This is a genomic window from Streptosporangium sp. NBC_01469, from assembly GCF_036227305.1.
Classification (GTDB): domain Bacteria; phylum Actinomycetota; class Actinomycetes; order Streptosporangiales; family Streptosporangiaceae; genus Streptosporangium.
Window position 1 is genome coordinate 9,933,039 of sequence record NZ_CP109465.1, and the last position, 11,972, is coordinate 9,945,010.

General features: G+C 66.9%; 9 protein-coding genes. 2 read left to right on the forward strand and 7 right to left on the reverse strand.

The window, feature by feature from the left end:
* Positions 1 to 3: 3 nt before the first annotated feature.
* The 4 genes from OG587_RS43370 to OG587_RS43385 all read right to left on the reverse strand — a co-directional run bounded on the left by OG587_RS43370 (position 4) and on the right by OG587_RS43385 (position 4,276).
* Entirely contained in the window at positions 4 to 885 is an 882-nt protein-coding gene (locus OG587_RS43370; RefSeq protein ID WP_329084684.1) for an inositol monophosphatase family protein, read from the reverse strand.
* On the reverse strand, positions 882 to 2,660 hold the full coding sequence (locus OG587_RS43375; protein WP_329084685.1) for a prenyltransferase/squalene oxidase repeat-containing protein: 1,779 nt from the start codon (positions 2,658 to 2,660) through the stop codon (positions 882 to 884). The genes OG587_RS43370 and OG587_RS43375 overlap by 4 nt, the downstream gene beginning before the upstream one ends.
* The gene (locus OG587_RS43380; RefSeq protein ID WP_329084686.1) at positions 2,657 to 3,574 is read right to left on the reverse strand and encodes a viperin family antiviral radical SAM protein; all 918 of its coding nucleotides are present in this window, start codon (positions 3,572 to 3,574) and stop codon (positions 2,657 to 2,659) included. The genes OG587_RS43375 and OG587_RS43380 overlap by 4 nt, the downstream gene beginning before the upstream one ends.
* Before the next feature lie 384 nt (positions 3,575 to 3,958).
* Positions 3,959 to 4,276, reverse strand: coding sequence for a hypothetical protein (locus OG587_RS43385; protein WP_329084687.1), 318 nt, complete (start codon positions 4,274 to 4,276; stop codon positions 3,959 to 3,961).
* Between the two features lie 297 nt (positions 4,277 to 4,573).
* Between OG587_RS43385 and OG587_RS43390 the strand changes: the two genes are divergently transcribed.
* Positions 4,574 to 5,677: an LLM class flavin-dependent oxidoreductase gene (locus OG587_RS43390; RefSeq protein WP_329084688.1), complete on the forward strand. Its 1,104-nt coding sequence runs from the start codon at positions 4,574 to 4,576 to the stop codon at positions 5,675 to 5,677.
* Between the two features lie 320 nt (positions 5,678 to 5,997).
* Positions 5,998 to 6,546 (forward strand): VOC family protein, encoded by a 549-nt coding sequence (locus OG587_RS43395; RefSeq protein WP_329084689.1) that lies wholly within the window; start codon positions 5,998 to 6,000, stop codon positions 6,544 to 6,546.
* 354 nt (positions 6,547 to 6,900) lie between these two features.
* Here the strand turns inward: OG587_RS43395 and OG587_RS43400 are convergent, their stop codons facing one another.
* The 3 genes from OG587_RS43400 to OG587_RS43410 form a co-directional block, all read right to left on the reverse strand.
* Entirely contained in the window at positions 6,901 to 8,184 is a 1,284-nt protein-coding gene (locus tag OG587_RS43400; RefSeq protein ID WP_329084690.1) for a dihydrolipoamide acetyltransferase family protein, read from the reverse strand.
* A 44-nt stretch (positions 8,185 to 8,228) separates the two neighbouring features.
* Positions 8,229 to 10,409 carry an alpha-ketoacid dehydrogenase subunit alpha/beta gene (locus OG587_RS43405; protein WP_329084691.1) on the reverse strand — a complete coding sequence of 727 codons (2,181 nt, stop codon included), beginning with the start codon at positions 10,407 to 10,409 and terminating at the stop codon, positions 8,229 to 8,231.
* Positions 10,410 to 10,858: 449 nt separating this feature from the next.
* A complete protein-coding gene (locus OG587_RS43410; protein WP_329084692.1) occupies positions 10,859 to 11,773 on the reverse strand; it encodes an alpha/beta hydrolase in 915 nt (304 codons plus the stop codon).
* Positions 11,774 to 11,972 lie beyond the last annotated feature (199 nt).

The following is an 11,972-nucleotide window of genomic DNA, read 5'->3' on the forward strand; positions in this document are numbered from 1 at the left end:
TTCCTATCCGTGGATCAGGGCCTCCTGACCGGTCACGTACAGGGAGCAGTCGGCGACGGATGGACGCCTCCGCTCGAACGCGTCGATGGTGGCGAGAAGCTCATGGGCGAGGGCCTCGCTGTGCGCGGCGACGAAGGAGACCGGCCGCTCGTGCATGGACCGCCGCACCTGTAACGGGTTGCCGTTGAGGTCGAGCACCTGGCCTCCCGCCTCCCGTACCAGGAACATCCCACCACACACGTCCAGGAACGCGGCGTCCCTGCAGACCATGGCGTCGAGGCTGCCGGAGGAGACCAGCGCGAGGTCGAGTGCCGGCGCCCACAGGTTGACCATCCGCTTGCAGCGGGGGGCCATCCACTGCGCGAACTCACCGCCCCACTCCCTGCCGGGCTCCGCGTAGCCGGTCACCAGCGACAGGGTCGCGCGGGACAGCGGGGTGTGCCGGGAGACAGGCCGGGGTGCCCCCTCACCGTTCCTGACCTTGAAGAACCAGCGCCCGACGATCGGGTCGTAGACCAGCGCGAGCACCACGGACTCCGCCTCGAACAGGGTGATCGCCAGCGCGCAGTGCGCGACCCCGTAGCCGAAGTTGTTGGTGCCGTCGAGCGGATCCACCGCCCACAGGAAACGGCGGCCGCCCCAGCGGCCCAGCTCGCCCTCCTCCGCGACGATCCCGTGATCGGGGTACGCCGAGCGCAGCATGTCGACGATGATCTTCTGTGCCGCGATGTCCGCACTCAGCTGAACGTCATGTTGCCCTTTGTATGCATTTATGAGTCTATGACCGAATTGATCGTTGATGACGTTCGCGGCGGCGAGCGCGGCCTTACAGGCTAGATCGGATCTGGCATCGCCGGTGACAGGGATTTTCTGGGCAATGTTCATTCCTTCTCCAATTGCCGGTTTTTGGACTGACTTCGTCTGATCCGGTATTCCTCGGCGGCGATGGTCGGCGCCAGGGCGCCCACCGAGGTGACCACGAAGGCCGCCAGTGCCGCGCCGACTTGGCTGAGCCCTGAGCTCGACTGCAGTTTCTCCAGAATTCCCAGCTGCTCCAGCCCGATGAGCGCCACCGCCACCGTCAGCAGCGACAGCCACAGCGTGGAGATCCAGTTTCGATGCTGCCTGGGCGGGCCACCCGATGACTCGCCCCCGCTCAGGTCCTGACCAAGCAATGAAACGGCCAGTTCCGTCATGGTCCGCCGCTCGGCGGCGACGTACCGGTCACGGATGAGCGGCGCCGGGTTGCGCGTGCTGGAATCGATCACGGCCCGCAGGGCGTGGACGGCGTCGTGAACGGCCCAGACGGTCGGAGGGTCGGGGTCCGGATGACCACAGGGCCACGTACCGGCGGGTTGCTTCTGCAGGCGGAGCAGCTGCCGGGTGGCGGCCAGCACGACCGGATGGCTGAGATCGTGACCCGCCACGCACAGGGCGGCGAGCGCCCAGGGCGTGGCGAAGTGGCGGAACACCATTCGCGCGTGGTTCTCGGTGTCGACCAGCGAGTTGGACGACGTCGCCTCCCACGGATCGGGGCGTTCGGAGCTGAACGTCCTGATGAGATAGGCGCATCCCTCCTTGACCGCGTCGTCGTCGGCGGCCACCCCGGCGCTCGACAGCGCGAGAACGGCCGCGGCGGTGAAGGCGGGCGACGAGGTGACGTTCTCGGCGACGGCGCCCCACCCGCCGTCGTTGCGCTGCGCCCCCCGTAGCCACGCGATGCCCTGGTCGACGATCTCCGACCGTTTGAACAGGGCGAGCACGCGCACGGCCGACGCCGTCGGGAAGACGAGGGACCCCACGTCGGCGTCCGACGACGACCAGCCGCCGTCGGGCCGCTGGGTCCGCTCCAACCAGACGATGCCCTCGCGCACCGCGGGCTCGTTCTCCGGCCGCAGTCCCGCCTTGTGGAAGGCCCACAGGCAGGCGCAGGTGCACTCCGTGATCGGGATGTCGCTCGTCCCGACGAGCGAGCGCCTGATTCCCCAGCCTCCCGCCGGGGTCTGCAGTCCGCGCAGCGCCTCAAGAGGCTTTTCGATCAGTTCGTAACCGGCTCCGGCGTGCAGGGCGGCCAGGATCCCATCGGCCGTGGAAAGGGTTCCGATGGAGTTGGCGCGGAAGTACTGTTCCCACCCCTGACGGTCGCCTTCCGTCGAACGCCGGTGCGAGAGCAGATTCAGCGCGCTGTCGAACGAACGGCCCACGTCGTGGATCAGCTCCACCGCGGAACGTTCGGCCTCGTACCACCGGTGAGCGGTCTCGAAAAGCTCCCGATGCCGCAGGCCCATGCTCCGGGCCTTGACCTCGGAGAGGTTCAACGACTTGAACCGGGAGCCGGGGGGCGCGGTCTGGACCGAGGCCACCACGGTCATCGAGAGCGAGGGCCAGATGCCCTCGAACGTGAGCAGCCCGAGGTAGCCGACCTCCAGGTCGAGCTGATTCCTCACCTCCCGGCTCACGATGCCGGGAAGCTCGTCGGTGCCGGCGATCTTCTCAAGCCGCACCTTGGGAAGGACCGGGTGACCGTGCTCGTCCAGCTCGACCAGGAAGCACTCGCCGTCCTCGTCCTTGATCGGAAGCATCAGCTCCGCGTACGTGTGCCGCTCCGCCTTGGGAACGCCGGTGTGGCGTTCCTCCCGCCGCGCCGGAAGCGTACTCATCGCACACCGGCCGGGTCGGCGGCGTCGAACAAGGCGTCGCCGTAAAGGCCGCCACGAGCCAAGAACTTCTCCCTGCTGATGACGATCTGGGAAATGGCCGCGGCCACCCCGACCTGGAGAATGGAGTCGCTGTAGGTATAGCCGTGCGGATCGACCGCGTCGAAGAAGCGCCCCGCCGGGTCGACCATGGCGTAACTACCGGTCATCGCGTCATTGTTCTCGGGGACGACATGGACGCCGTGAAGCTCCACGCGGAGATTTCTGGCGACGAACGCCTCGAACTGCTCCGGTGCGACAAGAAGGGGGCCGACCTTCGCGGAGTTCTGCCCCTGGACGGGCAGGACCTGGAATATCTTCCATCTTTCCGGACGTGACTCAATAATGAATTCGGACATGTCCTCTCGCCAGTTCACCGAGGTCACAACCGTATTCACCTTGAGCCGAAATCCGGACGTTTTCACATTGTGGCAAAGCATACGATAACCATGCCCGTCGATCACCCTGCCCGCCGTCCGGCGGCCGAGAACCTGCAGCACCGGGGGTTTGAGGCTGTCGATGCTGATGGTGACCCAGTCGAGTGTCCCCCGGAGACGGTCGATGACCCCGTCGTCGAGGAGGCTGCCGTTGGTGACCAGCGACGTGGCCAGGCCCATCTCGCTGGCAAGCCGGACCAGGTCGGCGATCCAGGGACAGAGCAGCGGTTCGCCGCCCGCGAAGGTGATCTTCCTGAACCCCGCCTCCGCCAGCTTGACCACGACACTCTCGGCGTCGGCACGGGAAAGGTGCCCCTCGGGAAGGACCGTCCGCCTGACGTCCCGGAAGGCGGCGAAACAAAACCCGCAGCTCATATTGCAGGGCTGCCAGAGATGAAAATTGACCGTCTCGACCGGAACCGACGACTTATCCAAGATCACAGCGAGATCTCCGTCTCCGGGAGGCCCGGCCAGCAGATGACTGCGTGTCATCATAGTAAACGCTTTGGCGGGAATTACAGACGTTCGGATAGTTATTTTCTTCTCACCGGGAAGGGCGCATTCCTTCCGCCGTTATACTCACCGTAACTTCCGACATATCCCTCTTACGAGGACATGCTGCTATCGGTCGGCAGACCCGGCCGGAATCACTCTCCGCCATTCATAAGGTGAGACACCCCCGGATGTCCGCCGGAAGACGGACCTCCGGCAACGGCGACGCCACCCGTTACTCGAACCGGTATGCGATTGGCAGCCGTGACCAGCGATGCCTTTGGCGCGAATGACCTGTCCGGTGGACGGACAACGGCCCGCGAAGGCGGAGACCTACGGTTCGAAAAGCACGAGCCGATGCCGCCGCGCCATTTCCAGCACCACGCGGCACACCTCTCCGGCACGGGGGAAGACCACGTTCATCAGCACGAAGTCCTCACTCACGGTCAGCGGCTCGGACCATGGCGAGGCACCGTAGTTGTCGGCGGTGAGGTCGGGGAAGACCACCGTCAGCTCCTCGTAGAAGGCCACCACCTCCGGGCGCGGCTCACCGGGCACGGCGTCGCCCTCGCCCCAGGCGAGATACCGGCGAAGGGCCTCCTGCGCGGTGATCGGTTCGGTCCCGAGCCAGGCTCCGATTTCAAAGCTCACGTCACATCCTGGCACTAGCCCCGGTTATCCGCCGTTGGATACTACGGCCCCTGTGGACGCGCGGCATCTCCACTCTCCCGATCACCGGCGCCGGCCGCTCGCCGCCGGAGCGGACCTGGTCATGCCCCTTGCCGCCATGCGGCTCGCCGGGCCGGCGGTGCGGCCCGCGGTCACCTCGATCGGGTACCGCGTCGGGGATTCCTCCCGGTACTTTCCGCCGACACCGCTGCGAGGGTTCATTTACGTGCGATACGGGCGATTCGCGTCCGCGCTCTGTCGATGAGAAGGGAATCCTGCATGCGGGTAAATTTGCTGTGCATGTTCACCGGTAACAGCGCCACAGACGACGCGCAGATCTACCGGAACGAACTTAAGCTTGCGCTCGACGCCGAGGCGATGGGATTCGACCGGGTCATGGCGGTCGAACATCACTTCAATGACTATGCGTTCTGTCCGGACAACGCCCAGTTCCTTAGCTATGTGGCAGCGCGGACGAGCCGGATCGAGCTGTTCCCCTCGGCGTTCATCCTCCCGTGGAACGACCCCGTCCGGGTGGCCGAGAAGATCACGATGCTGGATTACCTCAGCGACGGCCGGGCGGTTCTGGGAATCGGCCGAGGGCTCGCACGCAAGGAGTTCGCGGCGTTCCGGACGAGCATGTCCGAGTCCCGGGACCGCTTCGACGAGGCCGCGACGATGGTGCTGGGTGCGCTGGATACGGGCTTCATCGAAGGTGAGGGCCCGCACTACCCCCAGCCCCGGGTGGAGATCCGGCCGCGGCCGTTCAAGAGCTTCGTCGGCCGCTCGTACATGGTCGGCACATCTCCGGCGTCGGTCGACGTCGCCGCGCGGCTGGGTCTCGGCGCGATGAAGTTCGCGGCGGCGCCGTGGGAGACCGCGGTCGACGAGGTCAACCGTTATCGCGAGAGCTTCGCCTCGCACCACGGCACCGCCGCGCCTCCGCTCGTGACCGGTGACGTGATGGTCTGCCACCGCAACGACAAGCGTGGCGAGGAGCTTGTCCGGAATCATGCGCGCAACTACTACGTGTCCGTTCTGAGCCACTACGAGCTCTTGAGCGATCACTTTAAAGAGACGCTGGGCTCGTACGCGCACTACGCGAGCCAGGCCGAGGCCATGCGCGGAACGTCGGAGGAGGCGGCCTTCGAGGGTTATCTCAGTGCGAATCTCTGGGGCGACCCCTCACGGATCCTTGACCAGCTGGCCAAGCGGCGGGAACTGCTCGGAGACTTTGAGCTCGGGGTGTCGGTGAACTTCGGCGAAATCGACTTCGAGGTCGCCTTGAACAGCATGCGCCTGTTCGCCGACAAGGTGCTTCCCGAGCTGAAGAGCTGGACGAGCACGTCGGATGTGGCGGTGGACGCCACCCGTGCGGTCTGAACCTCCCCCTTGGACGAGATCACGGTGACGGTCGAGGTCGCCTCGGGGATGGGGACGGGACCTGGTTCCGACGCCACCGTCACCGCTGCGGCCTGGGACCGGTCACCCACCGGGAATCGATACGCGTGTCCGTCACGGATTCCGATGGACGCGCGTACCCGCCAGGGCACCCACTCCCCGCGACCTGTTCATGGCGTTCATGGCGGCCGGATCGCGCGGGAGTCCGGCAGGGAATTCATCGCGGCACGTCGGACGTGCCACTTGCGCCAGGACCGGCCCCGTCACCCCTCAAGACGTTGGCTTCCCCAGAAGGAGTCCCCATGGAATCAAGTCGGCTCCCGCCACCGCTCGACGACCTTCGAGTCGCCCAGATCGCGTTTCTCGTACCCGATCTCGAAGTGGCCGTCGCGCGCTGGAGCCGCATGTTCGGGCTCACCGAGTGGTACGCGCTCACCTACAGCACCCGGTCGGTCCCGGTTCTGAGGTATCGCGAAGAACCCGGTGGTTTCAGCATGCGCCTCGCCCTCGCCGGCGCCGGGCCGCAAATCGAGCTGATCCAGCCTCTGGACGGCCCCAGCATCTACCACGAGTGGATCGAGGAACACGGTTTTGGTCCGCACCACGTCGGGGTGCACGTGTCCTCGATCGAGGCCACGGTCGACGCGATGGCCGACGCCGGGATCGGCGCGATCCAGGAGGGTTACGGGTACGGCGTCCGTGGCGACGGCGGATTCGCCTACTTCGACACCCTGGACACATACGGTGTGATCGTTGAGGCGATCGAGGTCCCCTCGCTACGGCAACCCTCGGAGACGCTGAGCCACGCGGGGATCACGTTCACCCCGTCTACCGGAGTACGTGGCCGGTAGACGTTGTCCGCCCGGGTGACAGCCTGGGGCGTGAAGTATTCAGGCAGAAGCGGGTGCCGTCCGGCCCGGGGTGCGCGGCGGAGGCACCGGGGTCACGGGCGGCGGACGTCTCCGGAGGGGTCGGACCGCCCCGGGTGACGCGGCTGCCGGGGGTGACCCGCGGCTCGGGGCCGGTCCTGTTCCACCGGTTTCGCACAGCGGGCAGGGCCGGGGCCGGCCCCGATCCGGCTATTGATCATTCGGTCGGCGAGTACCGGTCTCGCGATGGAAAATCCTGTCCCATCCCGACAGGTGGCGGCCTGTCCTTACCCGGCGGTGACGGGTAACTCCAGGGATCAAAGGGACCGAACCCACTTAGATGAGAATCCCCATGGGGTTCTCCACCAGTTCGACGAAGACACGCATCCACCGTGCGGCCAGCGCACCGTCGATCGGGCGGTGGTCGACGGACAGGACCACCCTGAGAACCTGTGCCACGTCGACGAGACCGTTGACCACCACCGGCTCCGTCCGTGCTTGCCCGATCGCGAGAATCGCCGCCTGGGGCGGGTTGATGATGGCGCTGAACTCCTCGACACCGAACATTCCGAGGTTGGTGATCGTGATGCTGCCGCCCTCAAGGTCGCTCTGATTGAGCCGTCCGGATCTCGCGCGCTCGACATGGCCCCGGACGGCCTTCGCGATGGTGGACAGCGACATGGTGTCGACGCCGCGCAGGACGGGAGTGACGAGGCCGGTCTCGGTCGCGATGGCCACCGAGACGTCCACGGCGTCGAACTGTCGTATCGCCTCGTCGGTCCATATGACGTTGGCCTGAGGAATTCGGACGTGCGCGGCCGCGATCGCCTTGATGAGCAGGTCGTTTACAGAGATCTTGATCTCACTGTTCTCGTTGATCTCATCCCGCAGAGCCAGCAGGTCGTCGACGCGGCAGGTCGCTCGCAGGTAGAAGTGCGGTATCTCCTGTTTGCTCGCCACCAGCCGGCGGGCAATGGCGGCTCGCATCCGGGAATGAGTGACATCGCGATAGCCGGTGCCGCCGGTGGCCGCCGCGGGGACAGGCGCCTGCCGCGGCACCGCGGTCGTCTGGCCGGCGATGACGGCGGCGACGTCGCGGCGCACGATCCGGCCGCCCGGTCCGGTCCCGTTCAACGAGTCGACGTCGATGCCCGCCTTCCTGGCCATCTGCCGGGCCAACGGGCTGGTGAACACCCGTTCCGGTCGCGCCGGGCCGGGGGCCACCGGGGTGTCCGAGGTGGACCCGCCCGCTGACCTCTTCTTCTGCCCCGCTACGTCCTGCTCCGGTACCTCACGGCGTACCGGAGCGGAAACAACGGCTCGCGGTGCGGACCCGACGCCCATTTCGGCGAGCAGCGCGTCGATGTCGGGCACCTCTTCACCCGGTGCCCCGAGAACCGCGATCGGGTCTCCCACCTCCACCTCGGACCCGGCCGGTACCAGAGTCTTGATGATCCGCCCGTCCACGATGGCGGGCAGGTCCACCTCCGCCTTGTCGGTCTCGACGATGGCGATCGTGTCGTCCTTCTCGAAGTCCGCCCCTTCGTCGAATGGCCAGGAAGAGACGGTCGCGGTCGTCGCCGCGGTCGCGACCTCCGGCATGCGGAGCAGTTCCGCCATTTGTTTTCCCTCCTCGGGATGTCGATATCCGAAGTCCGAAGAAATCAGTAGCTCGTGATCTCCGACAGTTTTTCCACGACCTCTTCCGTCTTCGCGATGGCCGCCCGCTCCAGGACTTTGCTGATGCTTGGCGAGGCCTCACCGCCGTGCACGCGTTGCACCGGCTGATCCAGCCAGTCAAAGAAACGTCTCTGGATCTCGTCGGCCAGCCAGCTGCCGTAGGAGGTACCGGCCGCCCCCTGCTCCGCGATGAGGACGTTGTTCGTCTTACGGATGCTCTCGCCGATCGTGTCCCAGTCGATGCTCGCTCGGTCCAGCCAGCGCAGGTCGATGACTTCGGCGTCGACCGATCCGAGTTGCTCGACCGCGGCGAGGACAAGGCTGGTCATGGCGAGGTAGGACAGGATGGTGATGTCGCCGCCCACCCGCCGTACAGCGGCCCTGCCGACCGGCAGGCAGTAGTCCAGGTCGTCGACAGGACCCTCGCCGACAGAGGTGTAGAGGTCGACATGCTCGATGACCACGACCGGATCCGCGCACCGTAGGGCGCTGTTGAGGAGTCCGACGTAGTCGAACGGCGTCGAGGGAGCGACAATGCGCCAGCCTGGCGCCGAGGCGAATATTCCTGCCGGGTCCATGGAGTGCTGTGACCCGTATCCGGTGCCCATGGCGACCTTGCTGCGCAACACGAACGGCACGGATCCATCACCGCCGAACATGTGCCGCGCCTTGGCGATCTGGTTGAACAGCTGATCGGCCGCGACCCACATGAAATCGGCGTACATGAATTCCACCACCGGTTTGAAACGGCCGTCTACGGCGATCCCGCCGCCAAGACCGGCGAAGGCGTTCTCGCTGATGGGGGTGCCCAGCACCCGATCCGGGTAGGCGGCGGCGAGGCCCTTCGTGGCGCCGTTCGTCCCCCCGTTGAGGCGGTGGACGTCCTCTCCCAGCACGACGACGGATGTGTCGGTCTCCATTCGTCGCGCCATCACGTCGGCCACGACATCGATGAACCTGCGTTCCCCTACCTTGCCGGTGAAGGTGTCGCGGTCCTCGATCCGCGCGCCGGCGAACTCGCTGAGATCCCCGCGCACACCGACGTCGACGAAGCCGGGGGCGGGCCATTCATCTGCCCTGATCCTGCGCTGGCCGACCTTGCCACCGGGAACCGGCTCGAGCAACTCGTCGCCGATCGCGTCCATGACGGCCTTCGCCCCCGTAGTGGCCGCGTCGATCTCCTCGGTGGTGAGGATGTTCCTGCGGACCAGTTGCGCGGCGACGAGATCACGGGGGTCACGCGCCTTCCACTCGGCCTCCTCGGCCTTGGTCCGATAGCCGAACGCACTACCGGGGAAAGGGCCGTTCTGGTGGAAGTAGCGGTATACCTCCGCCTCGACGATGGTGGGCCCGTTCCCCGCTCTCATGTGCGCCACGGCCTCAAGCATGGCGATGTGCACCGCGAGAGGATCCATGCCGTCGACGCGCCAGCTCGGGATGTTGAACCCGGCCCCACGCGCGGACAGTCGCGGCTCCGCCGTCGCCTCGTCGACGTGGGTGGAGACGGCGTACCGGTTGTTCTCGATGAAGAAGCACACCGGCAGCTTCCAAGCGGCCGCGAGGTTGAACGTCTCAAGTACCGAGCCGATGTTCACGGCACCGTCCCCGAAGTAGGTCACCGACACCGCGTCGGTCCCGGCTTGCCGGGCCGCCCAGGCGAAACCGGCGGCCTGGGGAACACCGCCACCGACGATGGCGTTCGTGCCCATCGCACCCGCTTCCTTCCACTGCAGGTGCATGGATCCGCCACGGCCGCGGCAGAACCCGCGGGCGAGACCGGCGATCTCGGCCAGGGTGCGCGAGAGTACCGTGCGAACCGCCTCCGGCATCGTCCCCGCGAGGTCGATGCCGGACGGCGCGACGTGCCCCAGCGCCTTGGCCAGGAACTGATGGTGTCCGCGATGCGAGCCGTTGATGAAGTCGCCGCCCGTCAGCGGCAAGATCGAGCCGACCGCACCGCCCTCCTGCCCGATGCTGGAATGGGCGGGCCCGTGGACCAATCCCTGGGATGCCAGTCCGAGGACGTACTCCTCGAAAACGCGGATCAGCGTGATCTGCTCAAACAGCCGTTTCAGGACCTCGGGGTCGGCCGAATCCCAGTCCTTTCGCGACGTGCTGACCTCGACCCATGGAGATGCGGGGTGGAGCTTCTTGCGTACGGCCATCGATATTCCTCGGTCTCCGGTGCTGGTTGTGCTGGTCGTACGGTTCGGAAAGGCTGTTTCGCGGGTTCGGGGTGCTTGCCGATGATTCTCGAAACCCCCTCGGAGATCTCCGCCCCGACTCGCCACCGGGATGCCCGCGTGGGCCGTCGGCGCGAACTCGGCGGACCCGCGGGTCGGCAAACCACCGGAGGTGGGCGCGTGGGCCGTCGGCGCGAACTCGGCGGACCCGCGGCTCGGCGAACCACCGGAGGTGGGCGCGTGTCCCACGGTGCGACAGGAGGGCCGGGAAACCCGGCCCTCCTATCCGATCGTCGGTGTGGCCTTTCCAGAGTTCGGACGTGTCCCCCGCGTGACTCCCGAACCGCATGACACCGGGGTCGACCTTCCCTCCGTCGCCGGTGAGCCGTCGGCGTACGCGAGAACCCCGGCGAGGGCACCCTCTTCGCCGGTCACATTCGTTCGGTGACCTGGGCCCTGCCGGGCAGGTGCCGATCGATGAACTCGCCCATCGCGGCGATCGCCTCGGCGGTCTCCGGAAGGTGCGCCGCGAGCTGGAAGTTGTGCATCAGGCCGTGATAGGTCTTCACGGTCGCGTCGACACCCGCCCGCCGCGCGCGCTCGGCGATGGACAGCGCGTCCCGGTAGCCGACGTCGCGGGTGGCCGCCAACAGCAGCAGCGGGGGTAGTTCACGCAGGTCGCTGTACAGCATGTTGACCACCGGGTCCGTCGGCGGGTGACCCTGCAGGTATTCGTCGGCGAAGAAGGTCAGGCTCTCGCGCGTACCGAACGGGTCGCCGACGTCAGCGGCCTCGGAGATCGTGTCACCGACGGCGAGATCCACCCACGGGCAGAAGCCGACGACCGCCGCCGGTGTCGCGATGCCCTCGTCGCGGACGCGCGCGGCGAGTGCGAGCGAGAAACCGACGCTGCCCGAGTCGCCGGCGATGATGACGCGGCCGGCGGGAAACCCGTCGTCGAGCAGGGCGCGATACGCGGCGAAGGCGTCATCGAACGGGGCGGGGTACGGTGCCTCGGGTGCCAGGCGATAGTCGACGGAGACCACACGCGTCCGCAACTCGTGGGCGACCCGCGCCGTGAACCCCCGGTAGCCGACCGCCGAGCCCATCGCGTAGCCGCCACCGTGCAGGTAGAAGACGACGCGGTCCTCGCGCGCCCCGGGCACGGTGACCCACTCGACCGGGACGCCGCCCAGCTCCGCGACGGTGACCTCCGCCTTCTCCGGTACCGGCTGCGCGGCCAGATAGGCATCGAACCCGACGCGCCGATCGTCCAACGTCGCGTCGGGCCGTGTCGGGTTGTCAAGGAACGCCTGGACCAACTGCTCATGAGCCTCGCTCGGCATGTGATCTCCCCTGCCTCTCGGTTGTACAGCGAACCCGAGAAGATTCGCAGTGGTGTACGGACCCGAGTAACGGGAGGAATCCCCGCCCCGATACCCGCAACCGACGAGCGGCGGGAGTGTGCCTGGAAGACCGTTGCCACCCTGCCGGTCTCCGGGTTGATCCTCGCGACGGTGGCGGTGGCCGGTGTTCTTCGCTTCG

Excerpts from the sequence above, each read along its gene's own strand:
- OG587_RS43370 (WP_329084684.1), bottom strand. The coding sequence starts at position 885 with ATGAACATTGCCCAGAAAATCCCTGTCACCGGCGATGCCAGATCCGAT.
- OG587_RS43375 (WP_329084685.1), bottom strand. The coding sequence starts at position 2,660 with ATGAGTACGCTTCCGGCGCGGCGGGAGGAACGCCACACCGGCGTTCCC.
- OG587_RS43390 (WP_329084688.1), top strand. The coding sequence starts at position 4,574 with ATGCGGGTAAATTTGCTGTGCATGTTCACCGGTAACAGCGCCACAGAC.
- OG587_RS43395 (WP_329084689.1), top strand. The coding sequence starts at position 5,998 with ATGGAATCAAGTCGGCTCCCGCCACCGCTCGACGACCTTCGAGTCGCC.
- OG587_RS43400 (WP_329084690.1), bottom strand. The coding sequence starts at position 8,184 with ATGGCGGAACTGCTCCGCATGCCGGAGGTCGCGACCGCGGCGACGACC.
- OG587_RS43405 (WP_329084691.1), bottom strand. The coding sequence starts at position 10,409 with ATGGCCGTACGCAAGAAGCTCCACCCCGCATCTCCATGGGTCGAGGTC.
- OG587_RS43410 (WP_329084692.1), bottom strand. The coding sequence starts at position 11,773 with ATGCCGAGCGAGGCTCATGAGCAGTTGGTCCAGGCGTTCCTTGACAAC.